Raw genomic sequence first — 26433 nt, 5'->3', positions numbered from 1 at the left:
GACAGTTCCGAACATCCGGCGCTCGACACGCCGGGCGAGCGGCGCCGCAGACGCTGTTGCACCCGCGCGTCGCGGTGGAGATGTTCGGAAATGTCGGGCGGCGGAGGAGGCCGGGTCAGCGGCGGAAGGCCGCCCAGCCGCTCTCGTGGAACTCGTGCACCGGCACGCCGGACCGCTCGAGCCCGTAGCCGTCCGGCACCGAGCCCGGGTCGTCGCACTCCTGGATGATCCGGTTGTCGCCGTCGACGAAGACGACGTGCGGCTCGAAGGTGCGAGCCTCGGCGTCGGCGAGCATGCCGTAGCCGATGATGATCACGAGGTCGCCGGGGTTCACGAGGTGGGCGGCGGCGCCGTTGATGCAGATCTGGCCGCTGCCGGGCTCGCCGGGGATGGCGTAGGTCGTGAGGCGCGCGCCGTTGGAGACGTCCACGACGTCGACCTGCTGGCCGGGCAGGATGTCCGCGTGCTCGAGCAGGGTCGCGTCGATCGTGATCGAGCCGACGTAGTGCAGGTCCGCCTGGGTCACCGTGGCGCGGTGGATCTTCGAGATCATCATGGGCCGCTGCAGGCTGGTCACTTCTTCTCCCCTAGCGTCACGGTCACGTTGTCGATGAGGCGCGTCGCGCCCACCCGCGCGGCCACGGCGATCACCGCGTCGCCGCGATGGTCGGCCTCGACGGCCATCGCCGTCCGAGGGTCGATCGCCTCAAGGTAGTCGACGCGCACGGCCGATGCGGGTGGCCGCTGGGCGAGCACCGCTCGCCCCGTCGCGACAACGTCCGGTGCGGCGGAGCCATTCCGTGCGGCCCCGGCGGCGGCGAACAGCGCGCGGGACAGGATCAGCGCCTCTGCGCGCTCGCGCTCGGACAGGTGGACGTTGCGCGAGGACAGAGCAAGGCCGTCGGGGTCGCGGACCGTGTCGACCGCCTCGATCCGGACGGGCACGGCGAGATCGCGGACCATCGCGCGGACCGCGATGACCTGCTGCGCGTCCTTCGCGCCGAATAGCGCGACGTCGGGGTCCGTGAGGTGCAGGAGCTTGAGCACCACCGTGAGGACGCCGTCGAAGTGACCCGGCCGGTGAGCACCCTCGAGCACCCCGCCGATGGCACCGGCGCTCACGGTCACCGTGGGCGATCCGCCCGGGTACATCTCGTCGACGCTGGGGGCGAACACCGCGTCCACGCCGAGCGGCTCGAGGAGCGCGCAGTCGGCCTCGAGGGTCCGCGGGTAGCGTTCGAGGTCCGCGGCCTCGTTGAACTGCAGGGGGTTGACGAAGATCGTCACGACGACTTGGTCGGCGATCTCGCGGGCGCGGCGCACGAGCGCGAGGTGGCCCTCGTGCAGAGCGCCCATCGTCATGACGACGGCGCGCCGCGTGCCGGGCTCGCGGGTGGGCAGCTCCGCGGCGGTGCTCGCGAGGATCACGGCTCCACCCGCCAATCGTCGACGCCGAGGGTCGCGATGATGTCGGCGTACGCCGCGGGGCCGATGCGGCCGCCGGACAGCGCGAGGTCCGCGGTCGCACGAGCCATCGCGCGATAGGCGTGGAGGGTCTCGGGCTGGCCCTCGAGCGCCGCGAGATGGGCCGCGATGGTGCCGGCGTCGCCGCGGACGACCGGCCCGGTGAGCGTCGACACCGCACCGGGCGCGTCCCGCACCGCGCCCTCGACGGAGGCGTGCACGAGCGGGCCGAGCACCTTGCCGGGCTCGTCCACGCCGATGCGCGCGAGGGCGGCCGCCGCCTGCGTCACCGCGGTCACCACATGGTTCGCGCCGTGCACGAGCGCCGCGTGGTACGCGGGCCGGTCGGCGTCGGCGATGACGAGCGGCTCGCCGCCCATCTCGACGACGAGCGCCTGGGCGATGGGGAGGACGGGACCCGCGGCGGAGACCGCGAAGGTCGCGTCCGCGAGGCGCGCGAGGTCGATCGACGTACCGGTGAAGGTCATGGCCGGGTGGATCGCGAGCACCAGCGCGCCCGCTCCCGCGGCGTCCGCGAGCGCCTCCGTGCCGTAGCGGCCGGACGCGTGCACGACGATCTGCCCGGGGCGCCACGCGTCCAGCGAGCGCAGTCCGGCGGCGACCGCCGCGATCGAGTCGTCGGGGACGGTCAGCAGCACCAGCTCGGCGGCACGGACGACGGCCTCGGGCTCCTCGTGGGCAGCATCGGGCAGCAGGGCGTCGATGCGCGTGCGGGACTCCTCGGAGATGCCCGATGCGGCCACCACCTGGTGTCCGGCGCGCGCGAGCGCGGCGCCGAGGACCGCGCCCACCCGGCCAGCGCCCACGACGCCGACCTTCAGCCTCCCCGGCGCGGTCACGCCGAGCCCTCGCGGGGCGCGCCGGGGTCGCCCTCAGGGGGACGCGCCTGGCCCACACCGGTCACGACGTCGTCACCAGCACCGGGAACCGCCGCGTCGCGCGGGCCTCCGTCGGTGCCGGGGGACGCGCCAGCGCTCGCCGTGCCGCCGTCGGCGGTGCCCGCGTCGCTGATGCCGACGGCGCTCATCCACTGCTCGGGCGTCTGGTGGCGGCGCCCCTCGGCTGCACGACGGCCCTGCGCCTCGAGCAGCGCGCGGGCGTCGTCGACGTCCAGGTGCTCGGCGACGGGCTTGACCGGGCCGTTGGTCGAGTGGACGGTGAACGTCGCGAGGCCCCGGCGCTTCTGCCACGGGCCCTGCGACAGGCCGAGCGACTGCGTGCGCTCGTGCGGCACGACGAACACCTCGCGCACCAGGCGGCCGCGGCGGATCAGCAGCGCGCGGTCGGTGGCGCGGACGCCGCGCTGGCGCCACTGGATCGGGTCGAAGATGCGCGCGCGGGCGGGCACCGGCGTGAAGCCGCCCTCGTCGCCGGCCCCGGACAGCGCAAGCGACACCGTGCCGGCCGGGTCCGGGTCGCCCAGGTCGGGCAGCACGAGCCACAGCGCGGTCAGCGCATCCTGGCGCGTGCCGACGGGCAGCAGCGTCGAGACCTGCTCGGCGTTGTCCTGGTAGCCGGCCACGTTGATGGTGACCCGCCACCAGTCCTTGCCGCGCCACAGCAACGACTGCTCGAAGCGGATCGCCTGCACGCGGCCCGGAGGCACGGTCTGGCGGCGCGTCTCGGTGAGGCCGTGCTTGAGCCGGATGCCGTCCTCGGAGATCGCCGCGGTGAACCCGAAGCCGCCGGACAGCCGCGACCAGAAGTAGCCGAGGATTCCGAACAGCAGGGGAAGCATCGCGACGAGCGATCCGCCCGCGGCCGCGAACACGAAGTCCTGCACCACGCGGCCGAAGATGATGATCCCCACGGCGAGGAGCACCGGCACCAGCACCAGCCACACGGTCGCCCACGACAGCAGGATCGACGCGATGAGCCGCGGCAGCGGCACCTCGTACATCCGCCGCTCGGCGGACTCGCTCACCTCCGCCACGCCCGCGGGCATGCCCGCGAGGTCGCGCAGCGACCCCGACGTCGCGTAGGCCGCGGCAGGAGCGGAAGGCTCCGCGGGGTCCTCCTCGACCAGCGCATCGGCGCCCTGGACGGGGGTGCCAGCACGCGCATCGGCGATGCGGGAGGTGACGGCCTCAAGGGAGGCGTCGGCGCCCTCGGCCTTGGCGCGCTTGACGCCGGCCGCGAGGACGAGCAGCTCGTTGCGGATGGCCTCGGCCTCGCCCAGGCGCAGGAACTGCAGGACGATGCCCGAGCCCTCGCCGCCGGCGACCTCGATCTTGAGCGCCGCGAAGCCGAAGATGCGCGCGAGCAGCGGCTGGACGACATCCACGGCCTGGAGGCGGTCGAGGCGCGCCTGCTTGAGCTGCTTGACGAGGATGCCCTTGCGCTGCTGGATCGCGTCGTCGCTGAGGCGGAACTCGTTGACGCGCCACTGGAGGTAGCCGAACCCGACCGTCAGCGCCATGATCACCAGCACGCCGGCGATGAACCACAGGATGGACCGCGTCACCACGTGGGCGATCTCCTGTACGCCGGGATCGACGCCCGTCCAGCTGGGGGCGATGTTGTACGCGGCGATGGTCAGCGCCACGGCCATGACGGCCCAGCCGCCCAGCAGCGGCGAGACGGGATGCATGCGCGACCACTCGCGCGGCGCGCGGTAGAGCACCTGCGGGCCGCGCGCGGGGATGACGGGGATCGGGTCGTTCACGCGGGGCTCACAGACCGGCCAGCTGGGCCTCGCCGCGGCTGGTGAGGCGGTCGCGCAGGCGGGCGGCCTCGGACTCGGGCACGCCGGCGATCGCGGCGTCGGTGCCGGGGGACGCGGTGTGCAGCTGGACGTTGGCGATGCCGAACGCGCGGGCGATGGGCCCGGCCTGGACCTCGACGTACTGCATGCGGCCGTAAGGCACGACCGTGACGGTGCGCCACATGCGGCCCTTCTTCACGACCAGGTCGTCCTCGCGCTCGACCCAGGCGTGCGCGGTGACCTGGCGGTAGACGAGCCAGCTGCCCCACAGGCCGACGATGAGCGCCACGCCCGCGGCGGTGAAGACCCACGCGCTCGCGAGGATGCCCAGCACGACGCTGGCGAGCAGCGGGATCGCGATCCACAGCCACAGCGTGATGATGCGCGCGGGGATCAGCTTGCGGGACACGTACTGCCAGTCGGCGGCATCGGGCTCGAACAGCGTCATGCGCCCAGTCTGCCAGGCGGCGCGAGGGGCCCGGGCGCGGGGCTCCCCCTACTGCCTCTGCCTCCGCTTCCCTGACAGTTTGAACCAATCGAGGCGACGACACCCCGGTGCATCCCGGCTCACGCGTCACGCACCGGGGTGTCGCGCCGCAGTTTGGTTCAAACTGTCAGGAGGAGGGCCAGTGCGCGGGCTGGGTTCCGCGGGCTCGATCAGGCCGGCTGGGCGTCCGTCTGCTCGAGCTCGTCGTCGCCCCCGTGGCGGCACCAGCGCTCGGCGATGATCCCGGCGACCATCATCGCGAGCGCGCAGGCCGCCGCGATGAGCGCCGAGATGATCACCTCGCGCCGCGGCCCGTGGCTCCACCCGTCGAGCAGGCCGAGCGCGTACCCGCCGCACGCGCCCGCGATGATGGCACCCACGTAGGCGCTCGCCTGCGCGTAGACCACGGTGCGGGCGGCGCGCAGCCCGTCGAGCTCGGGCTTCTTGCCCGCGAGGTACTGGCGGACCTGCCAGCCGAGCCACAGCGCGAGCACGCCGGCGGCCACGCACACGACGTCGAAGGTCCACGGCACCGCGAGGGGCGTCGCGCCACCGCGCTCGATCTGGTCCGTGAGGATCCACGCGAGCGCGAGCGCCGCCAGCCCGACGGCGGCGAGTCGCTGCCAGGTGAGGTGCTGCACGGCTACGGGGTGGGGTCGGCGCTCTCGGAGCTGGGCGGCGGGGTCTGCCGCGCGACCCCGAAGGACGTGCGCGTCGGGACGCCCGGCGTGCCCTGCGGCTGCGTGTCCGTCACGGGCGCCCACTGCGGCGCCGCGGGGGCGCTCGACGCGGAAGGCGTCTCGAAGGGGGCGAGCGGATCGTTCGGGTCGGCCGCCGGAGCCGATGCGCTGGTCGCCGGCTCACCGGCCGTCGCCTCGGGCGCAGACGAGGGCGGGGTGGGCGACTCGGGCGCGGAGGGCTGGAAGGTGGGGCGGGCGGGGGCTGCCGACTCCTGCGCCGGCGGAGTCGACGGTGCCGCGTACGGCGACACGGGCGGCACGTCCGAGGCGGGCGCGACGCTGGGCTGGGACGCGGGCGCGTACGGCGACACGGGCTGGCTGTCGGTCACGGGAGCCACGCTCGGCTGCGACAGCGCGTCTTGCGGAGCCTCGGTCGCGGGCAACGACGACGGGACGGAGGGCTCGGTCTCGTAGGTCGGCACGACGGTGTCCGGCGCCACCTGCTCGGGTGAGGCGGGGCCAGTCTCTCCGGCGAGCGCATCGGCGTCAGGGATCGGAGACGGCTCGGACACTGCCGACGCCGGCGTCTCGACGGGCGCGGGCGCCGACGCGGGGACGGACGCGGCCGCGACGGGGCTGGCGGCCACCGGGGTCGCGCCGGTCACGGGCGCGGTAGGCGCCTGCGCCTGCTCGCCGGTGTGGGCGAGCGCCTCGGGCGCGGGCACGCGGGGCCACTCGGCGCTGACGAGCGTCACGCCGTCGAACTGCGCGGCGCGCGCGAGGTCGGCGACGGAGCCGTGCGGCTCGAGCACCGCGTCGCGCTCCATGGCGACCCACGGCAGCACCACGAAACCGCGCTGGTGGGCGCGCGGGTGGGGCAGGACCAGGTCCTCGGTCTCGCCCTGCACGCCGTCGAACTGGACGAGGTCGAGGTCGAGCGTGCGCGCCGAGCCGGGCACGGTGCGGTCGCGGCCGTGCACCATCTCGATGCCGTGCAGGGCGGCGAGCAGCTCGCGCGGGGCGAGCGCCGTCTCGACGCGCACCACGGTGTTGAGGTAGTCGGGCTGTGAGGCGCCGCCCTCGGGCACGGAGCGGACCAGGGGCGCGACCGACAGGATCGTCACGCCGCTGACGCGGTGGATCTCGTTGAGCGCCTCGCGGAACGTGGGCTCCACCTCGCCGAGGTTGCCGCCCATCGCGATGAGCGCGCGGACCGGCTGCGCGGGGCGCACGTCCATGAGGTCGCGGGGAGGGTGCGAGCCTTCGGGCGAGTTGGGGTCGTCGGGGAAGCCCGCCGACGAGCCGATGCGCTTGTCCGCCCACAGACCGCCGCTCTTCGTGTCGCGACGGATGGTGACGGTCACGTCCTTGAACTCGACGTGCAGCGGCGCCTGGGGCTTGTGGACGGTGACGTCGACGCAGTGCACCCCGTCGAACTCGAGCAGCTCGCGCGCGATGTGCGCGGCGACGGCCTCGATGAGCTTGAACGGCGACCCGGCGAGCACCTCCGCGGCGCGGTCGGCGAGGTCCGAGTAGTTGACGGTCTTCGTCAGGTCGTCGCCGTCGCCGGCAGCGCGAGTCGAGACGTGCGCGACCACGTCCGCGTAGAAGAGCTGTCCTCCCTCGCGCTCGTTCGCGTTGACGCCGTGGAACCCGGTGACCCGGATGCCCTCGACCGCGATCTGGTCCAGCTCGATGCCGTCCTTGACGTACGGGCGCATGTGCACAGTCATGTCCTCACTCTGGCGTGGAAGTGGCGTTCTGCCAAGCAGACGCGACGGCGATGGCGTCGCGGGCGGCGCGGGCGTCGTGCACCCGCACGGCCCAGGCGCCGTGGTGGGCCGCGAGCGTCGTCACGGCCGTCGTGGCGTGCTCGCGCACGCTGGGGTCAGAGGCGTCGATCCCGTCGCGAGCGATCGCGGCGCCCAGGAAGCGCTTGCGGCTCGCGCCGACGAGCACGCGCGCTCCTCCCGACCACTCGCCCATCCGGGCGAGCAGCGGCCAGTTGGAGTCGGCGACCTTGGCGAAGCCCAGGCCGGGGTCGAGGATGATCCGGGCCGGGTCGACCCCTGCCGCGGTCAGGGCGCCGATGCGCTCGCTGAGCTCCGTACCCACCTCACCCACGACGTCGGCGTAGACGTCGAGGTCGTCCATCTGCGTGGAGTGGGCGCGCCAGTGCATCGCGACGTAGTCGCACTCGAGCTCCGCGACGATGCGGCCCATGTCCGGGTCGGCGAGGCCGCCGGACACGTCGTTGACCAGGCATGCGCCCGCGTCGACGGCGGCGCGAGCGGTGCGGGCGCGCATGGTGTCGATGCTCACGGGCACGCCCTCGGCGGCGAGCGCCTCGACCACGGGCAGGACCCGGGTGACCTCCTCGCCGGGCTCGACGCGGGCGGCGCCGGGGCGGGTGGACTCGCCGCCCACGTCGACGATGTCCGCGCCCTCGCGGGCGAGCTCGAGGCCGCGGGCGATGGCCGCATCGGCGCTGTCCCAGCGACCGCCGTCGCTGAAGCTGTCCGGCGTCACGTTGAGGATGCCCATGACGAGGGTGCGGCCCTGGACGGGCAGCGACGGCATGCGGCTCAGCGCCCCACGATGAGGCTCATCGCCTCCGCGCGCGTGGCGCCGTCGCGCATGACGCCGCGCACGGCGCTGGTGACGGTGCGCGAGCCCGGCTTGCGGATGCCGCGCATCGACATGCACAGGTGCTCCGCCTCGACCACGACGATCACGCCGCGAGCACCCAGGTGCTTCACGAGCGCGTCGGCGACCTGGGTCGTGAGGCGCTCCTGCACCTGCGGCCGACGGGCGTAGACCTCAACCAAGCGAGCCAACTTGCTCAGTCCGGTGATGCGGCCGTCCTCCCCCGGGATGTAGCCCACGTGGGCAACGCCGTGGAACGGCACCAGGTGGTGCTCGCACATCGAGTACAGCTCGATGTCCTTGACGAGGATCATCTCCTCGTGGCCCAGCTCGAAGACCGTGCTGAGGATCTCGCCCGGGTCCTGCGACAGACCGGCGAAGAACTCCTCGTAGGCGCGTGCGACGCGGCCCGGGGTGTCCTTCAGCCCGTCGCGGTCGGGGTCCTCGCCGATCGCGAGCAGCAGCTCGCGGACCGCGGCCTCGGCTCGCGCGTGGTCGACGCCCGCCTGACCTGCCGGGCGTACGGGCTCGTCGTCGACGGGGCCGTGAGACGACTGGCTGGGGGACGCCTGGCTGTGGGCACCGCCAGGCACCTCCATCGCCGGGACCACGGGGGGCGGGCTCTCGAGGCCCGCGCCGTCGAGGCGCAGGTCGTCGAACACGTCCCCGCCGTCCGAGGTCTCGTCCGCATCATCCCGAGAGTCCGCGGGCTCGCGCCCCTCCCAGCCCGGCTGCTCGTGGCCCGGCTCGGACTGACCCGGATCGGCCGGGCTCCCAGAGCCCGGCGCGCCGTTGCGCTCCTCGTCGTGGCCGCTCATGCGTCCACGCTACTCGGGGCGCTGCTGGTCGGTCGCGTCGTCCGCGCCCGACTGATGCGGCGCATCGGCGACGTCCGATGCCAGCCCGGCGGGCGCATCGGCGCTGCTGGCGTCGGTCGCCTCGGAGACGACCGCGTCGACCGGCTCCTCCTTGGGCGGCGGCGGGGCCGTGACGGGCTTCTTGCGCGGCGCGGTCTTGGGCGCCCAGTCGCCGCTGATCCAGTGCTTGCGCTTGGCGACCTTCTTGACGTCGGCGAAGATCTCGGCGAGCTCGTTCTCGCCCAGGGTCTCCTTCTCGAGGAGCTCCTCGGCGAGGCGATCGAGGACGCCGCGGTTGGCCTGGAGCGCCTTGGTGGCCTCCGCCATCGCGTTGTCCATGAGCTCGCGGATCTCGTGGTCGACGGTCGCGGCCTTGGCCTCGGAGTAGTCGCGGCCGTGGCCCATGTCGCGGCCCAGGAAGACCTCGCCCGAGCTGCCCGCGAGGCGCACCGAGCCGACGTCCGTGGACATGCCGTACTCGGTGACCATCTGCTTGGCGATCTCGGTGGCCTGCTGGATGTCGTTGCTCGCGCCGGTCGACGGGTCGCCGAACACGAGCTCCTCCGCGACGCGGCCGCCCATCGCGTACGCGAGGTTGTCGAGCAGCTGGTTGCGGGTCTTCGAGTAGCGGTCCTCCTGCGGCATCACCATCGTGTAGCCCAGGGCGCGGCCGCGGGGAAGGATCGTGACCTTCGTGACGGGGTCGGTGTGGTTCATCGCCGCCGCCACGAGCGCGTGGCCGCCCTCGTGGTACGCGGTCACCGACTTGTCGTGGTCGTTCATCACGCGGGTGCGCTTCTGCGGGCCGGCGATGACGCGGTCGATCGCCTCGTCCACCTCGCGCGGCCCGATCAGCTGCTGGTCCTTGCGAGCCGTGAGCAGCGCCGCCTCGTTGAGGACGTTCGCGAGGTCAGCGCCCGTGAAGCCGGGGGTGCGGCGCGCCATGGCCTCGAGGTCGACCTCGGGCGAGATGGGCTTGCCCTTGGCGTGGACCTCGAGCACCTTGCGGCGGCCCTTGAGGTCAGGGGCCTCGACGCCCACCTGGCGGTCGAAGCGGCCCGGGCGCAGCAGCGCGGGGTCGAGGATGTCGGGCCGGTTGGTGGCCGCGATCATGATGACGTTGGTGGTGGCGTCGAAGCCGTCCATCTCGACGAGCATCTGGTTGAGCGTCTGCTCGCGCTCGTCGTGGCCGCCGCCCATGCCGGCGCCGCGGTGGCGGCCGACGGCGTCGATCTCGTCGACGAAGATGATCGCCGGGGCGTTCTTCTTCGCCTGCTCGAAGAGGTCACGGACGCGGCTCGCGCCCACACCGACGAACATCTCGACGAAGTCGGATCCGGAGATGTGGAAGAACGGCACGCCGGCCTCGCCCGCGACGGCGCGGGCCAGCAGCGTCTTGCCGGTGCCGGGAGGGCCGTACAGCAGCACGCCCTTGGGGATCTTGGCGCCCACGGCCTGGAACTTCGCGGGGCTCTCGAGGAACTCCTCGATCTCCTTGAGCTCCTCGACGGCCTCGTCGACGCCGGCGACGTCCTCGAACTTCACCGTCGGGGTGTCGGGCGTCACCATCGACGCCTTGGACTTGCCGAAGCTCATGAGGCGACCGCCGCCGCCCTGCATGCTCGACATGAGGAACCAGAACAGGCCCACCAGCAGCAAGATCGGCAGGAAGCTGAAGAGGATGGTGCTCCAGATCGAGCCGCGCGCGATCTCGGAGTCGTAGCCCTGGTCGAGGTCCGCGTCGACGATCGCGTCGACGATCTGCTCGCCCTGCGGCGCGACGTAGAAGAACTCGACGGTGCCCGGCAGGTCGGCCCACTCCTCGGGGGCGTCCTCGGGCAGGTCGGCGGCGAAGTCCTCGCTCAGTCCCAGTTGCACGCGCTGGTCTCCGTCGACGATCTTGGCGCTGTCCACCAGACCCGTGTCGAGGATCTCGAGGCCGGTCGAGGTGTCCACCCGCTCGGTGCGCGGCGAGAACAGGCTCGGCACCAGCCAGCCGATGAGCACGGCGAACAGGACCAGCAGGATGATGAAGCGGAGATTGAGGACCTTCTTCATGGTGGTCAGAAGCCTACGCGAGTGCTGGTGCGGCCCGGAATGGTTTCGCTCACGGCGTTGGAGCGGGCCGGTCGCGCCTCGCCTCCGCCGCTTCCTGACAGTTTGAACCAAATCGGAGGCGACACGCCGTCTAGCGAAGCTCGCGCCAGCCAGACACGCGTGCAGCCGCCGCTAATTTGGTTCGAACTGTCGGCGTCAGGAGCCCGCTGCGCAGCAGAGTTGCGTGCACGTCATCCACGATCACTTCTGGCCGCTCGACAGCATCGTGGAACATGTAACGCAGCGTCGCGTAGCCCTGGGTCGTTGCCGCCCGGTCGCGGTCCCGGTCGCGGGCCTTCGCGTCTTCCCCCGAGTGATGAGCCGCGGAGTCGATCTCGACGACCACCGACCCCTCGACCAAGAAGTCGACGCGGCCGACCGCCCGCAGCTGGAACTGAGGCACCACGGTGAAGCCCGCCTCCACGAGCTCCACGCGGGCGCAGGTCTCGGACAGCGACTCGCTCCGCGCATCCGCCATCGCGGCGAGCCACGTGCGTCTCGGAGTCCATCCGCACACGAATGCGGCGATGTCGCCTCGACTGATAAGGCCGTCCCGGAGCGCGGCATCGACGAGCGCCAATTGCTCACGGGGTCCGCAGCACAGTGCCGAGAGGTCGATCTGCTGGGCCGCGGTCGTCGGCATCTGCGGCGTTCGGTGGACAACGACCTCCTGCGCGGGACGTTTGCGCACGATGCCCATGGCTCTGGGCTGCGGCACAGCGAGGTGAACCTCCGGCGGCTGCGGATAGACCGGGAGCCCGGCTCGCGCACACCACGAGAGGCAACAGAGCGCCCCACGAAAGACGCTGGCAAGAACTGTGGGTCGAGGAGTGAGCGGCAAAGCGAACACGCCACGGTGCGGTCTCACGATCGCGCCGACGCGGCAGGCGTCCAGCAACGTACCGCGCGCGACACCTGCGCGTTCGAGCTCAGTCCAGCGGGCGACGCCGCGTCGCTTCTGCAACGCTCTGACGGGATCCATGACCGGACCGTGGCGCGCCCTACGTCACTCGTCGAGGCGGCCGGCCCACAGCCGTGGGAGAGGGACGTACATCGAGATCCTGGGGACGCCGGTCTCGCCTCACGCTCCTGACAGTCTGAACCAAAGGCATCGCACGTTGCGGCGTGTCGCGGCGCCTTGACCGTCGACACGCGAGAGGTGCCGCCGGATTTGGTTCAAACTGTCGGAGAAGGAGGCGGTCGCGGAGGACTCGACGGGCGGCCGGCGGCCGGCGCCCGCCCTAGTCCTCGTAGACGCTTGGCTTCAGGATCGCTACGAACGGCAGCGTGCGGTACGACTCCGCGTAGTCCAGCCCGTAGCCCACCACGAACTCGTTGGGGATGTCGAAGCCCAGGTACTTCACGGGGACGTCGACCTGCACGGCGTCGGGCTTGCGCAGCAGCGACGCGACCTCCACGGAGGCGGCGCCGCGCGAGCGCAGGTTGCCCAGCAGCCAGTGCAGCGTGATCCCAGTGTCGATGATGTCCTCGACGATCAGCACGTGGCGGCCGGTCAGGTCAGCGTCGAGGTCCTTGAGGATCCGCACCACGCCGGAGGACTTGGTGCCCGAGCCGTAGGAGGACACCGCCATCCAGTCCATCTGCACGGTGGGCGGCATGCGCCGCGCGAGGTCCGCCATCACCATGACCGCGCCCTTGAGCACGCCCACGAGCAGCAGGTCCTTGCCCTCGTAGTCGGACCGAATCTGCTCGGACAGCGCGTCGAGCTTCCGGGAGATGTCGTTCTCGCTGACGATCACCTTGGTGAAGTCGTCCATGTCGAACTGGGCTTCCACGCGCTACTCCTCGGACCGGGACTTGTGGGGCTTGGCGATGACCAGCCTTCCATACTCCCGACGGGCCTCGTAGCCCCCGGGGAGGGCGACGCCGCCCTGCCCTCGGTAGTCGGTGATGAGCTGGTCGACGGAGGTGACGTGCGCGGCGGTGAGGGGTCCCGCGCCGCGGTTCTCGGCGAGCATCTTGATCATGCGGGTGCGGATCGCGTCGGGCAGCGCGGCGAGCATGTCGCAGCGCCACTCCTCGCCGCGCACGGTGGAGGCCGATGCGCCCATCGCCGACCGTGCCTGCCTCTCCAGCTCGTCGGCGTCGGCCTGGAGCAGCGCGGCCGAGCGCGCCAGTCCCGACACCACGCCGGGGCCGAGGACGTCGACGAGCGCGGGCATCACCTTGGTGCGCAACTGCGAGCGCTTGGGTCCGTCGGGGTGGTTGTTCGTGGGGTCGTGCCACGGGTCGAGGCCGAGCGCCTGGCACGCGGCGACGGTGTCCTTGCGCCGCAGCGACAGCAGCGGGCGGACGATACGCCCTCGCCTCGCGGGGATGCCGGACAGGGCGCGAGCGCCGGACCCGCGGGCGAGCGCGAGCAGCACGGTCTCGGCCTGATCGTCCATGGTGTGGCCGGTGAGCAGGTGCGGGTTGAGCCCGCCCTCGGCGTCGATGCGATTGTTGAGCGCCATGTACCGGGCGTTGCGCGCGGCTGCCTCGAGCCCGCCCTCGCGCCCGACGACCACTCTCTCGATGAACACCGTGTGGATCCCCGCGCGGCGGACCTCCGCGGCGGCGCGCTCGGCGACCTCGGCGGACCCGGCCTGGAGCCCGTGGTCGACGATGATCGCTCCCGTGAGGTAGCCCTCCTTGCGGCCCACGTAGCCGGTGGCCGCGGCGAGCGCCAAGGAGTCCGGCCCACCCGAGCACGCGACCCACACGCGGGTCCCGATGTCGCAGGTATCCAGCGCCTGCCTGACCGCGTTGCGGACGGCGGCGACGGAGGGGTGCGGACCGGTCACGGCATCGCCACAGCGTGCGTGCGCAGCGTCCTAGTCCTCACACCCACATCCTGCCAAAGTCTGGACGAGCGCGTCCATCGCTGCCCGCGGTCCCGCCTGCCCGTAGGGCATGCCGTCGGCGAGCACGGCGAAGGCCAAGAGCCGCCCGTCCGCGGTCTGCACCGTGCCCGCGAGCGCAGTCACGCCGGTGAGCGACCCGGTCTTCGCGCGCAGCGCGCCGGCGGCGTCGGTGCCCTCGAACCGCGTCGCGACCGTCCCCTCGAGCCCGCCCACGGGCAGCAGGTCCAGGACGTCCGCGGTCACCGGGGACGCCAGCGCCGCCACGAGCGCGCCGGTGAGGTGTGCGGGCGCGATCCGGTTGTTCTCGGAGAAGCCCGCGCCGTCGAGCAGCACCAGGCCGGACACGGGCGCCCCGATCGAGGACAGCCCCGCACGCGTCGCCTCGGACGCACCGGCCGGCGTGGTCGCCCGCCCGGACTCCAGCGCGTTCACGAGCGACACGATCTCCGCGATGGTGTTGTCAGAGTCCCGCAGCAGCAGGAACAGCACGTCCGCGAGCGGCGCCGACTCGACGGCCGCCACCTCGATCCCATTCGTGGGGGCCGATGCGCGCTCGGCCTCCCCGTCCACGTCGACTCCCGCGTCCTCGAGGGCGGCGACGAGCACGTCCCCGGCGGCCAGGGAGGGGTCGGGGTAGCGCGGGGCGTAGTGCTCATCGGTCATGCGGGCGATGTCCACCGCGAGGCCCGAGGCCGGCGCGATGTAGCCCTGGTCGAGGGCGTACTGCGGCCATTCGGGATTGATGGGGTCCGCCTCGAACCGCGAATCGTCGACCACCACGGTCACCGGCGCTCCGGGCGCGAAGTCCGCCGACTCCAGGGCGGCCGCCACGAGGTCCCCGATCCCGACGTACCCGTTCGCGTCCTCCCCCGCACCCGCGTGCCCGGCGCCAGCGGCGAGCAACATGTCCCCGCCCGCCACGATCGTCAGCACGCCCGAGTTGGGCTCCCACACCAGCGAGGTCGTCATCCGGTAGTCGGGCCCCAGGGCCGCGAGCGCCCCGACCGCGGTCAGCAACTTGGTGGTCGAGGCGGGCACCTGCACGTCCGCCGCGTCCACGTCCGCGTAGACGTCACCCGTGAGGGCGTCCACCACGGACACGTTCGTCGAGTCGCCGGTGCGGCCATCCGAGCGCACCTGCTCCGCTGCCAGCTGGACGACGGAGGCGGAGGGGACGGGCGCATCGGCGCTCAGGACGCCCACCGGGAAGGAGGGCACGGGGGCGGGGGTGACGGCGGCGGCCGTGCGGAACGGCGCGGGCTCGACGGGCACCGGCTCGTTGGTGATGAAGCCAGGGACGACGTCGTAGGCGTCCGCGACGGCGTAGGCGCCCGCGCCGCCGACGACGAGCGCCGGGACCAGAATCCCGGCGACCACCTTTCCGCGCACGCGTCACCTCCGGTCATGGGCCACACTAGTACCCAGCAACCCGCTCACCGACTCAAGGACTGTCATGGAATTCGACGTCACGATCGAGATCCCCAAGGGCTCGCGCAACAAGTACGAGGTGGATCACGAGACCGGCCGCATCCGGCTGGACCGCATGCTGTTCACCTCGACGCGCTACCCCGACGACTACGGATTCATCGACGGCACCCTGGGTGAGGACGGCGACCCGCTGGATGCGCTCGTGCTGCTCGAGGAGCCCACGTTCCCGGGCTGCCAGATCCGCTGCCGCGCGCTCGGCATGTTCCGCATGCGCGATGAGGCCGGCGGCGACGACAAGGTCCTGTGCGTGCCCATGGGCGACCAGCGCGCCGCGTGGCGCCAGGAGCTCACCGACGTCTCCGACTTCCACCGCCTCGAGGTCCAGCACTTCTTCGAGGTCTACAAGGACCTCGAGCCCGGCAAGTCCGTCGAGGGCGCGCACTGGGAGGGCCGCGAGGCCGCCGAGCGAGAGATCATGCGCTCCTTCGAGCGCGCCAAGGGCACCTCGTTCGAGCACATGAACCCGCTGGTGCCGCCGCCGGGGCACTGACGCTCACTGCTTCGAGAAGGGGCTCGCCGCTGCTGCGGTGGGCCCCTTCTGCTGTGTGGCGACGCGCTCGGGGTGCGCGTCTCGCTGGTCCGTCCTCGACACTTCCGAACATCCGCGACGCGACACGCGGGACGACACGCCGCGCCGGTGGGCGACACGCTGGCGCGGCGAGGCCTGCCATGTTCGGAACTGTCGGGGAGGGGTCACCTTTCGGAGGGCCGATGCGGTCGCCGGGTTCACGTGCACCGCGCCGATGCGCGGGCTGGGTCGACACGCAACGGCGCCCCCGGAGCACTCCCCGGGGGCGCCGTCGGTTCAGCCGATCAGAACTTGCGGTCGTAGCGGTAGAGGAACGCCGCCATCGCCTCTCGCGTGATGGAGTCGTAGGGACGGAACTCCTTCTTTCCACCACCCACGTTCCAGCCAGTGGAGATGCCGGTGGACGACAGCCACGTGATCTCCTTGTAGAACTGCGTCGACGAGCGCGGCGTGTCCGTGAACGGCGATCGCGAAGGTGCGGAGAACGACGGCTTGCCCGCGAACCGGTAGAGGAAGGCCGCCATCGCGTCACGCGTGATGGAGTCCTTGGGACGGAACTCCTTCTTGCCACCCCCGACGTTCCAGCCGGTCGATATGCCCTGCTGGCTCAGCCACACGATCTCCTTGAAGAACTGGCTGTTGCGAGGCACATCCGTGAACGGCGACCTCGACGGCAGGTTGACCTTCGGAGACCCTGCGTAGCGGTACAGGAACGCCGCCATCGCCTCACGAGAGATCGCGTCCTTGGCGCGGAACTCGTAGGTGCCGTTGCCCATGTTCCAGCCCGTCGTGATGCCCTCGCTCGCGAGCCACTGGATCTGGGTCGAGAACTGCGTGTAGTTGCGCGAGCTGGGGTTGCTCGACACGTCCGAGAGCTTGACCGTCGGCTTGGGCTTCGGAGTGGGCTTCGGGTCGGGCGTGGGCTCGGGCTCCGGGTCCGGCTTCGGCGCCGCGGCGACCGTGACACCGGCGGAGGACTTCGTCACTCCGAGCGTGGCCAGGCTCATGGTCACGGACACCTTCTTGCCGGCGTCCGCGGCCTTCGGCACGTAGGTCGCACCCGTGGCGCCGGAGACGTTGGTGCCGCCGACCTTCCACTGGTACGTGAACGCGCCGCCGAGCGTCGGACCCCAGAAGCCTGGGCTCACCGAGACGGTCTTGCCCACCTGGGCGGTTCCGGTCACCTTGGGCTCCGTCGAGACTCCCGGAGCGGTGATCATGGCCCACTGGCTCTGGTCCCAGCCGAGCCCAGCCTTCGAGCGCTGGACCAGCGCGGTCCAAAGTCCGCCGAAGTCGACGTCGTCTGCGGTAGCCGTGTAAGTCACGGTGCAGGTGCCGACGATGCCCGGCTCGATCGCGCCGGAGAGCGGAATCTCCCACTCGAGGATGGAGCGGTCGAAGTCGCCAAACCCGGCCGGCATGAACGTGCAGTCGGACTCGGTCGGCCACACGCCGTCGTAGTCGAAAGCGAAGAGGATCGCGACGCTGTCCGGAGCGGCGAACGCGAGCGGCTCGCCCGTGTCGTTGCGGACCTCGTACTCGAACGCGTACTGCTGTCCCGCGACGATCGAGCTCGCTGCCGGCGGCGTGATCTCGAGTGTGAGGCGGCCATCGCCGGACTCGTAGACCGGGTCGGGTCCGTTGACGAGCGGCAGCACACCGTCGAAGCCGGTGAGCGCGCCATTGGCGGCAAGGGTCACGACCGTCGCCGTCGCGAGGCTGTCGCCGCCGTAGAACGCGGTCGTCGCGCCGAACGCACCCTCGTAGTAGGCCTCCTCGCCGTAGTACGGCCGGAAGGCGATCTTGTAGTCGCCGGGCACGAGACCCGTCGCCGTGTACTCACCGGACTCGTTCGTCACGGTGGTGGAGCGAGGATCGCCCTCACCGCCGCACTCGGAGCACTCGACGGGCTCCCACACTCCCGCCTCGCGCTCCGCGTAGACCAGCACATCCGCATGGCCGTACCCCACGACCGCGTCCGGGTCCTCGTAGCTCAGCACACCGGAGAGCGTGCCGACCTGCGAGATCGGGAAGGTCACCTCGACGGTGTCGTTCTCGACGAGCGAGATCTGCTGGCCCGTGCCGGCCAGGTTCGACCCGCCCAGGTACTGGCGTGCGATCCAGGAGCCCTCGTCGTCCTGCACCGACAGGACGACGTCACGGCCCGTCGGCAGGTCCTCGAAGGTCCACGGCAAGTCGACGTCCGCCTCGAGGCAGATCCCGTCAAGGTACTCGCCCGCGGTGTCCTCCACGAAGAGGCAGAAACTGCCGTCGTAGGGGAACTCGGCGCCCGAGTGCGTCAGGTCGACCTGGAGCGAGCCCACGCTGTAGCTGGCAAGCTCCGCGTCGATGCCGGCGACGTCGGTCGACCCGACGACCACCGCATCGGCCTCGTCGTAGGTGGCCGCGTCGTCGTAGTACTCGCCGTACAGACGGGTCGGCAGCTCACCCTCCTCCTCGTCCCAGTAGTACTCGCTCGCGGAGAACTGCACGATGTAGGAGCCCTGCGGCAGGCCGACGATGGTGTAGTCGCCCGTGCGCCGGTCGAGGGAGCCCTGATAGGTGCGACCCATCTCCTCTCCCATGGCATCGACGTACACACCCTGAAGGGCGGACATGGTCCCGCCGTCGTCGACGCTCACCTTGCCGGAGATCGTGCGGCCCTCGGCCACCTCGATGTCGATGCCGGACTCGGCGCCGTCAACGGGCACCTCCGTCGCCTCGTCACGGGAGTAGACGCCGCCGTAGAACTCCTCGACCACGTTCACCGGCGCGGGCGGGTCGACGTTGTAGTTCCAGTCGCCGACGACTCGGACCGTGTAGTCCGCGTGCGAGAGCCCGGTGATCGTGTACTCGCCAGTCTCGCGGTCGACCTCCGCATCGGCGGTGTCCCAGAACTCGTCGCCATACGACTCGGCGATGACCCTGAGGCCCTGCTCGACGAGCGTCTGGTCAGAGCCCTCCTCGACCGTGATCTTGCCTGAGATCGAGCCGCCCTCCTGGAGCTCGGCATCGATGCCGGTCGCGTCCTCAGTGGTGACGTCGACAATCTCCGCGTCACTGCGATACGCGGCGTCGTCGTAGTACTCGGTGAGGACGTTGGTCTGCACGTCGTACTCGTAGCCGCCCTCCTCGATCCAGCGCCAGGCGCCCTCGAAGCGGACCACGTACTCACCCGGAAGAAGGCCCGTGATGGTGTAGTCGCCGGATTCGGCGTCCACGGTCGCCTGGCCGGAGCTCCAGACGTCGCTCTCCTCGTCAGCTGTCGAGGCGTACACCCGGACACCCTGCTCCAGCAGCGTCGGGTCGCCACCGTCAGCGAGCTCGACGTGGCCAGAGATGCGCGCACCTGCGGAGAGCACCGCGTCGATCCCACTGACGTCATCGCCCGCCACGGTGACGAGCTCGGCGTCGTCGTAGGAGTACGCATCGTCGAAGTACTCGCCGATGAGGCCATAGCGTGCGTAGCCTCCACCCGGCTCAACCCAGACGCCGACCTCGCTGAAGTACAAGTTGTAATCGCCGTCGGGCAGCGCCCCGAAGGAGTAGGAGCCATCGGCACGCACCTGCGTGGACCGGTAGACGTCCACGCCCACACCCTCGAGCGACACCTCGACGCCCTCGAGCCACTCCTCGGAGACACCGTCAGCGAGACTGACCGTGCCGGAGATCGAGTGGCCCTGCTCGAGGGTCGCGTCGATGCCTGACGCATTCGAGCCTGCGAGCGTCACTGGGGTCGCGTCCTGCTCGGACGATGCGTTCTCCCAGTATTCGTCGAGCAGGCCGGTGCTGACATCGGTCCCCAGATACTCGTCGTAGTACGAGTACGCCTCGAACCGCACCGTGTACTCGCCGTCGGGCAGTCCGCTGATCGCGTAAGCACCGCTCGCGTCAGGACGGCCGTAGTACGCGTTCCAGCCGTCCGACTCGACGGCCGAGATGCTGATGTAGTCCATCCACCACTCGGGCGAGCCCTCGGGCAGCGTCACGGTGCCCGCGATCGTGTTACCAAGCGCCAGTTCGGCGTCGATCCCCACCCGGTCACCCTCGGCCACATCAACGAGCGTCGCGTCCATCTCGAACCGCGCGTCGTCGTAGTACTCGGTCATGACACGGGCCGAGACCTCATCACCGGCGTACGACTGGAAGGTCACCACGTACGAGCCCACAGCAAGGCCCGAGATCTCGTAGTCGCCGGTCTCCGGGTCGGCGTACACGCCTTGACCCCCACCGACCTCCGGGTCATAGACGGAGACATAGATCTGCTGCTCCTCGAGCGAGGTATCGGAGCCTTCGGCGAGTCGAACCTGGCCCGAGATCGTTCGGCCCAGATCGAGCGCGATGTCGATGTCCGTGCGCGATCCAGATGCGGTGCTGACCATCTCAGCGTCCCAGCGCGAGTGCGCACCGTCGTAGAACTCGGAAAGCAGGTTGGGACGAATCTCCTCGTTCTCGTCGTTCCAGTACATGCCTGCGTGCGCGTGCACCAGGAACTCTCCTGCAGGCAAGCCCGAAACCTCGTAGGCGCCCGTCACCTCGTCGAACGTCTGGCTGCCGAAGAAGTTGCCGTCGACGTCATAGACGTCCACGTACACCCCGCGCAGCCACTCCTCGGACGCACCCTCTGGGAGCGAGACCACTCCCGAGATGCTGCGGCCCTCGGCGAGGATGGCGTCGATGCCGGTGACGTCTCCCTCGGACAGGTCGAGCTCGACCGCGTCGTCGCGCCGCAGCGCGTCGTTGTAGTACTCGGTCACCACGTTGGTCTTGCCCGAGTCGCCGTATGCTCCCTCGAACTGCACGACGTATGGCACGGGGTAGAGCCCGGTGATCGAGTAGTCGCCCGCGACGTCGAGCCAAGCGGTGGCGTAGTGCCAGCGCGACCCGGCCTGATACTCGGCGCGAACCTCGACTCGCTCGCTCGCGAGCTCTGCGGACGCGCCCTCCTCGATGGCGACGCTGCCCGAGATGGTGGCGCCGGCTTCGAGCTGGAAGTCCACGCCGCTCACGGCCGAGGCATCCACGGCGAGCGTGGAGGCGTCCGCCTCGAACCACTCACCGTCGTGAAACTCGTCCAGGAGGTTGGGCGTGACTGACGCGTCCTCGTCGAGGTCCCAGTACGAATCGACCTGGGCGTTCACGTAATAGTCGCCTGCGGGGACGTCGTCGAGGACGTACGAGCCGTCGGGTCCGACCGACGCAGTCTCGTAGTACGCGTAGTCGGCGTCGTACACGTGGATCCACACAGCCTCGAGCCATGCCTCGGGTGCAGCCGCGGGCAGGTGCACGGTGCCGGAGATCGAGCCTCCGTCCTCAGCGACGGCCGAGCCCGCGGAGACCATGACCGCGCTCGTAGCCAGAAGCGCTGTCACACCTCCCGCGATCGACGTTTTCCAGGCGCGCGACACAGCAGACAGCACTCTTCCCCCTACAGAAGAACGTGATGTCGGGTGGATTTACCCGACATTCATCTGCAGAGAATCTAGGGGTGTCCGGACAACGCTGTCCAGTAGGCAAATCGGACACTTATCCAGGCACGACGTCGTGGCGGAGTGATATTCCTCTCAGCATTCTCGCCATGTGAGACGCGCGCTGGCGTCAATCCGGACAACAGGTCACGAATGGCGACCAAAGGGAACGCAGGCAGAGCGCCGATGCGCGGGCCGGCTTGGCAAGCGGGCGCGGCCCCGTGGGGAGGTCCTCGGGGCCGCGTCCACGTCTGGAGGTCAGAGCCGGTCGTAGCGGTACAGGAACGCCGCCATCGCCTCTCGGGTGATCGAGTCGTAGGGGCGGAACTCCTTGCGCCCGCCGCCCACGTCCCAGCCGGTGGAGATGCCCGTGGACGACAGCCACGTGATCTCCTTGTAGAACTGCGTGCCGGTGCGCGAGGTGTCTCGGAACGGCGACCGCGACGGCGGCGAGAAGGACGGGCTGCCCGCGTAGCGGTACAGGAACGCCGCCATGGCGTCGCGCGCGATGGGTTCGCGCGGACGGAACTCCTTGCGGCCTCCGCCCACGTCCCAGCCGGTGGTGATCCCCTGCTGGCTCAGCCAGACGATCTCCTTGTAGAACTGCGCGTTGGTGGGCACGTCCCGGAACGGCGAGCGCGATGGCAGGTTGACCCTTGGCGAACCGGCGTAGCGGTAGAGGAAGGCCGCCATGGCCTCGCGCGAGATCGGCTCCTTGGGGCGGAACTCGTAGCGGCCGTTGCCGACGTTCCAGCCCGTGGTGATGCCCTCGTTCGCGAGCCACCGGATGTGTGTGTAGAACTGCGTGTAGTACCGCGAGCTCGGGTTGCTCGAGATGTCGACGAGGTTCACCGTCGGCTTGGGGTCCGGCGGCGGTGGGGGCGGCGGGGGCGCCGCCGCGACCGTCCGGCTCGGCGAGGTCTTGCTGACGCCCTGCGAAGCCAGCGCCACAGTGACCGAGACCTGCTTGCCAGCATCGGCCGCCTTGGGCACGTAGGTCGAGCCGGTCGCCCCGCTCACCACCGAGCCGTTGATGCGCCACCGGTAGGTGAACGCAGCGCCGAGCTTGGGGCCGTAGAACCCTGTGCTGACGGACAGGGTCTTGCCCACCTGTGCAGTGCCGGTCACGGCCGGCGCGGTCGAGACGCCCGAGGCGAGCAGCAGCTCCGCGTCGATGACGTCCCAGCCGAAGCCGGTGGTCGAGCGCTGCACCGCGGCGGTCCACAGGCCGCCGAAGGCCACGTCGTTCGCCGTTGCGGTGTAGGTCAGCGTGCAGCTGCCGACAGGCCCGGGCTCGACCACGCCGGCCAGCGGTAGGGACCACTCGGACACGAGGCGATCGAACGTGGTCGACCCATCCGCGGCGAAGTCGCACGAGCTCGCCACCGGCCGCACGCCGGCCGGGTTGTGGGCGAACAGCAGTGCCACCTCGTCCGGCGCGGCGAACGCCAGCGGCTCGCCGGTGTCGTTGCTCACCGCGAAGTGGACCGTGTACTGCTGCCCCGCGGCGACGGTGCTCGCCACGGGCCGCGTCACGGTCAGGGACAGTCGGCCGTCGCCCGAGTCGAACACCGGGTTGGGTGCGCCACCCAACGGCAGCACCGCGTCTGCGCCCGTGATCGCGCCGCCGGCGGCGACCGTCACGACGGTGGCCGCCGCGAGCCGGTTGCTGCCGAAGAAGGCGGTGGGGACGCCGGCGTCGGCGTCGAGGTAGGCCGTCTCGCCCAAGGCCGGGCGGAAGGCGACCTTGTAGGTGCCCGGCACGAGCCCCGCCGCGGTGAAGGCGCCGCTGGCGGAGGACTCGCCCGTGGGCATGGGCTCGCCCAGGTCGCCGCACTCCCAGCACGGGACGGGCTCCCACACTCCGGGGCTGCGCTGCGCGTAGATCAGCACCTCGGCGGAGCCGTCGCCGACGACCTCCGCGGAGGACTCGTACGTGACGGCTCCCGACACGGTGCCGACGCCGACGATGGGCAGGGTCCGCGTCACCGTCGACGCCGCGACCAGCGCGATCTCCGTCCCGGTGCCGGGCAGGTTCGTGCCGCCGAGGTATTGGCGCGCGAACCGGTCGCCCTCGTCGTCCTGCGCGACGACCACGACGTCGCGCCCCACCGGCAGGTCCGCGAAGGTCACCGGCAGGTCGCCGGCCGAGTCCACGCAGGAGGCGTCCAAAGCGATGCCGGCGGTGTCCTCCACCAACAGGCAGAAGCCGCCGCCGTACGGCAGCCCGCCCGTGTACGTGAGGGCGACCTCAAGCGATCCGCGGGGCACCACGTCGAGGGTCGTCGAGAGGCCGGTGACGTTCGACGAGGAGACGGCGACCGCATCGGCTTCACCCAAGGAGGCGGCGTCGTCCCAGTACTCCCCCAGGAGCGCGGTGCGGACGAATCGGCCCAGGCCGTCGTCCCAGTAGTCGTTGGCCTGGAACTCGAGGATGTAGTCGCCGGGCGCGAGGCCCGGGACCGTGTACGCGCCCGTGCCGGCGTCGACGGGCGCGCCGGAGGTGAGTCCGGTGGAGGTCGAGGTGGCGCTCACCCACACGGCCCCGAGGGAGTCCGCCTGGCCGCCGCCGGCGACCGCGACGGTGCCCGAGATCGAGTAGGCAGCAGCGAGCTCCGCGTCGACGTCATCGCGGCCGGAGCCGGCGAGGGTCACGACCTCAGCGTCGGCGGCATCCAGCGCATCGTCGAAGTACTCCGAGATCAGCGGCGCCTCCACCCACGCACCCGAGCCCGGCGCGGAGTACCCGGAGGACACGAACCGCACCCGGTAGTCGCCGTCCGGAAGCCCCACGAACGCGTACGAGCCGTCCGCCGCCACGGGCGTGGTGCGGGACACGTCGGAGCCGATGCCCTCGACTGTCACGTCCACGGCCGTGAGTGCCTGGACGGGCAGCGAGCCGGGGATCGTCACGGTGCCGGAGAGGGTGCGGCCGGCCACGAGGGTGGCGTTGCGCCCGGTGACCGGCGTGCCCGAGACGTTCACGAGCGTGGCGGCCTCTGCGGTCGCGGCGTCGTCGAAGTACTCCGGCAGGATGCCGCTGGTGACGAGCGTGCCCGCGTCCCAGTAGTCCTCGACGGAGAAGTGCAGCCGGTAGCTGCCGGCGGGCACGCCCTGGAGCGTGTAGGAGCCGTTCGACTGCGGCGTCGCGCTGACGGAGAAGCCCGTGCCGTCGAGCGTCGCCACCACGCGGGTGCGCGGCATCCACGCGGCGCCCATCCCAGAGGGCAGCGTCACCGTGCCCGACACCGTGGTGGACGTGGGCAGCGAGATGTTGATCCCAGACTCAGAACCGGACGTGACGTTCACGGTCGTCGCGTCCTGCAGCCGGTACGCGTTCGCGTAGAACGTCCGCGCGAGGTTGGGAGTGACGGTCCCGCCGCCGGAGGAGTACGAGCTGGCCCGCGCCTCGACGCGGTACGGTCCCGCCGGCAGTGCCGAGAGCGTGTAGGCGCCCGTCACGGGGTCCGCGGTGGTCTGCGCGACCCACGTGCCGTCTGAGCCGACCGCCCCGACGGCGACGTGGCCGAGCCACTCGTCGGGCACGCTGTCAGGGATCGAGATGGTGCCGGAGATGCTGCGCGCGGCGGCCAGAGTGGCGTTGATGCCGGAGGCGTTGCCGCTCGCCAGCGACACCTCCGTCGCGTCCTCCCACGTGGACGCGTTGCTGTAGAACTCCGGCACCACCGGGGTGAAGCCGGCGCCGTCCACTCCCCCGCGGAACTCGACGACGTAGGACGTCGGGTACAGCCGGTCGATCGTGTAGGTGCCGCCCGCGACGGTCGCGCTCGTGGCGACGGCGGCGGACGGTGGTCCGTCCACCGGGAACGCGGAGACGTCAATGGGCTTGGACGCGAGCGCGGGCTCGGCGCCAGCGTCCAGCGCGAGCGCGCCGGTGATGGTGCGCCCGGTCTCGAGGGCGAAGTTCACGCCCGTGACAGGCGCGCCCGCGACGGACAGGGACGTGGCGTCATCGGCGAACCAGGCGCCGTCGTGGTACTCGCCCAGCACGTTGGGGAAGAACAGCTCGCCGCCGCCCACCGTGTAGCCGACGACGGAGGCGTGGACCAGGTAGGACCCGTCGGGCAGGCCGGCGAGCGTGTAGACGCCGCTGGGGCCGGGCTCTGCGGTTCTCGCGTAGTCGGACTCGGTCGACGAGACCTCGATGCGGATGGCGTCCATCCATCCGGCGGGCGCGCCGGAGGGCAGCGTGACGGTGCCGGAGATTTCGCCGTCGGCGGCAAGAGCCGAGCCTCCGGAGACCATCACCGCCCCCGAAGCCATGAGCGCGACGGCTCCCCCCGCGATGAGCCGATTTCGGGCGCGTGAAGCGACGACTGGCACTCTGATCCCCCCTCATGGACCGAGCACGCCGGCATTCATTGCACAGCTTGCTTGCTTCGGAACCTACGCCGTGGCGCCGGTGCTGTCCAGGGGTCGTTCACCCGCGGCCCGCGTGGGCAGGGTGCCGCGTGTGGCCTTCGCGCACGTCGCGGGGAGCACGGAGGGCCGATGCGCGCGCTGGGTTCCCGCGGCCGTGGCGGTGCGGGGTCAGTCGCCGATGCGCGTGACGGGGATGGTCAGCGACGTGGACTGGGCGAGCCGGTCGGGGGCGACGCGGCCGTGGGCCCACAGCTCGATGGGTGCAGGGCGGGCGTCGGGGGCGAGCAGGACGCCGAGGACGGCCTCGGCGGTCGCGCCGGAGCCCAGGAGCCCGCGGAAGCTCAGGGAGATGGCGGCGGTCGACACGATGCGCGCGGCGGAGAACGTCCACTCCGACTCGCGGGTGATCCAGCCGGCGCGGACGGTGCCGGACTCGTCGAACTGGGCGTCGGGGATCTCGAAGGTGACGTCGATCTCGGGCAGCGGCGCGACGTCGTTGCCCTCGTTCTGCACGCCCACGTGGATCATGAGCGCGTCCTTGGCGCCGAGCATCCCGTGCTGCGCGAACGTCGCGTCAGGCCGGAGCCGGACGGTGCCGAGCGCGAGCTCGGACACGGCGGGACCGGCGGCCGAGCGCACCACGCGGATGGCCTTCTGGCGCCACGCGGCTGCCGGGGACAACGGTTCGGGCATCACCACTCCTTCGGCGCAAAGGGGACGAGCGCCGAGTGACCAGTGTCAGCCC

The 26433-nt window shown here is 71.2% G+C and carries 18 protein-coding genes and 1 pseudogene; 1 reads left to right on the top strand and 18 read right to left on the bottom strand.

Translation table 11 applies throughout. The features are described from left to right. Positions 1-115: 115 nt before the first annotated feature. The 15 genes and pseudogenes from panD to dacB form a co-directional block, all read right to left on the bottom strand. Complete coding sequence (panD, locus tag B7K25_RS06235; RefSeq protein WP_234988101.1) at positions 116-577, bottom strand: aspartate 1-decarboxylase; 462 nt, start codon at positions 575-577, stop codon at positions 116-118. Continuing rightward, positions 574-1428: a pantoate--beta-alanine ligase gene (panC, locus tag B7K25_RS06230; protein WP_234988100.1), complete on the bottom strand. Its 855-nt coding sequence runs from the start codon at positions 1426-1428 to the stop codon at positions 574-576. Before panC ends, panD begins: the two co-directional genes overlap by 4 nt. Beyond that, positions 1425-2324, bottom strand: a complete 900-nt coding sequence (locus tag B7K25_RS06225) for a Rossmann-like and DUF2520 domain-containing protein (RefSeq protein WP_084104838.1) — start codon at positions 2322-2324, stop codon at positions 1425-1427. The genes panC and B7K25_RS06225 overlap by 4 nt, the downstream gene beginning before the upstream one ends. After that, positions 2321-4150, bottom strand: a complete 1830-nt coding sequence (locus B7K25_RS06220; protein WP_234988099.1) for a PH domain-containing protein — start codon at positions 4148-4150, stop codon at positions 2321-2323. The genes B7K25_RS06225 and B7K25_RS06220 overlap by 4 nt, the downstream gene beginning before the upstream one ends. Positions 4151-4157: 7 nt before the next feature. Then, entirely contained in the window at positions 4158-4637 is a 480-nt protein-coding gene (locus B7K25_RS06215; protein ID WP_084104837.1) for a PH domain-containing protein, read from the bottom strand. Between the two features lie 209 nt (positions 4638-4846). After that, on the bottom strand, positions 4847-5317 hold the full coding sequence (locus tag B7K25_RS06210) for a DUF3180 domain-containing protein (RefSeq protein WP_159450143.1): 471 nt from the start codon (positions 5315-5317) through the stop codon (positions 4847-4849). Between the two features lie 2 nt (positions 5318-5319). Further along, on the bottom strand, positions 5320-7089 hold the full coding sequence (folK, locus tag B7K25_RS06205; RefSeq protein ID WP_084104836.1) for a 2-amino-4-hydroxy-6-hydroxymethyldihydropteridine diphosphokinase: 1770 nt from the start codon (positions 7087-7089) through the stop codon (positions 5320-5322). A 4-nt stretch (positions 7090-7093) separates the two neighbouring features. Then, positions 7094-7936 (bottom strand): dihydropteroate synthase, encoded by an 843-nt coding sequence (folP, locus tag B7K25_RS06200; RefSeq protein ID WP_084104835.1) that lies wholly within the window; start codon positions 7934-7936, stop codon positions 7094-7096. Positions 7937-7941: 5 nt separating this feature from the next. After that, positions 7942-8601 carry a GTP cyclohydrolase I FolE gene (folE, locus tag B7K25_RS06195; RefSeq protein ID WP_084104911.1) on the bottom strand — a complete coding sequence of 220 codons (660 nt, stop codon included), beginning with the start codon at positions 8599-8601 and terminating at the stop codon, positions 7942-7944. Positions 8602-8829: 228 nt separating this feature from the next. Continuing rightward, entirely contained in the window at positions 8830-10917 is a 2088-nt protein-coding gene (ftsH, locus tag B7K25_RS06190; protein WP_084104834.1) for an ATP-dependent zinc metalloprotease FtsH, read from the bottom strand. Positions 10918-11047: 130 nt separating this feature from the next. Continuing rightward, entirely contained in the window at positions 11048-11656 is a 609-nt protein-coding gene (locus B7K25_RS06185) for a DUF559 domain-containing protein (protein ID WP_234988098.1), read from the bottom strand. A 147-nt stretch (positions 11657-11803) separates the two neighbouring features. Then, positions 11804-11938: pseudogene (locus B7K25_RS14030) on the bottom strand (type IV toxin-antitoxin system AbiEi family antitoxin domain-containing protein); the annotation flags it as partial. A gap of 259 nt (positions 11939-12197) precedes the next feature. After that, on the bottom strand, positions 12198-12734 hold the full coding sequence (hpt, locus tag B7K25_RS06180) for a hypoxanthine phosphoribosyltransferase (protein WP_084104910.1): 537 nt from the start codon (positions 12732-12734) through the stop codon (positions 12198-12200). 21 nt (positions 12735-12755) lie between these two features. Then, positions 12756-13760 carry a tRNA lysidine(34) synthetase TilS gene (gene tilS, locus B7K25_RS06175; RefSeq protein WP_084104832.1) on the bottom strand — a complete coding sequence of 335 codons (1005 nt, stop codon included), beginning with the start codon at positions 13758-13760 and terminating at the stop codon, positions 12756-12758. Between the two features lie 30 nt (positions 13761-13790). Then, positions 13791-15209 (bottom strand): D-alanyl-D-alanine carboxypeptidase/D-alanyl-D-alanine-endopeptidase, encoded by a 1419-nt coding sequence (gene dacB, locus B7K25_RS06170; RefSeq protein WP_084104831.1) that lies wholly within the window; start codon positions 15207-15209, stop codon positions 13791-13793. A gap of 64 nt (positions 15210-15273) precedes the next feature. On the opposite strand from dacB, the gene B7K25_RS06165 reads away from it, so the two are divergent. Then, positions 15274-15798, top strand: coding sequence for an inorganic diphosphatase (locus B7K25_RS06165; protein WP_084104830.1), 525 nt, complete (start codon positions 15274-15276; stop codon positions 15796-15798). A 323-nt stretch (positions 15799-16121) separates the two neighbouring features. On the opposite strand, the gene B7K25_RS13935 is transcribed toward B7K25_RS06165, so the two are convergent. The 3 genes from B7K25_RS13935 to B7K25_RS06150 form a co-directional block, all read right to left on the bottom strand. Continuing rightward, positions 16122-21179, bottom strand: a complete 5058-nt coding sequence (locus B7K25_RS13935; RefSeq protein ID WP_084104829.1) for an S-layer homology domain-containing protein — start codon at positions 21177-21179, stop codon at positions 16122-16124. A gap of 384 nt (positions 21180-21563) precedes the next feature. After that, positions 21564-25589, bottom strand: a complete 4026-nt coding sequence (locus B7K25_RS06155) for an S-layer homology domain-containing protein (protein ID WP_084104828.1) — start codon at positions 25587-25589, stop codon at positions 21564-21566. A 267-nt stretch (positions 25590-25856) separates the two neighbouring features. Further along, positions 25857-26381 (bottom strand): hypothetical protein, encoded by a 525-nt coding sequence (locus tag B7K25_RS06150; RefSeq protein ID WP_084104827.1) that lies wholly within the window; start codon positions 26379-26381, stop codon positions 25857-25859. Positions 26382-26433 lie beyond the last annotated feature (52 nt).

Origin of the sequence: Demequina sp. NBRC 110056 (assembly GCF_002090155.1) — a bacterium.
Classification (GTDB): domain Bacteria; phylum Actinomycetota; class Actinomycetes; order Actinomycetales; family Demequinaceae; genus Demequina.
The sequence above is the reverse complement of the archived record's forward strand: the minus strand, read 5'-3'. Positions and strand labels throughout refer to the sequence as shown.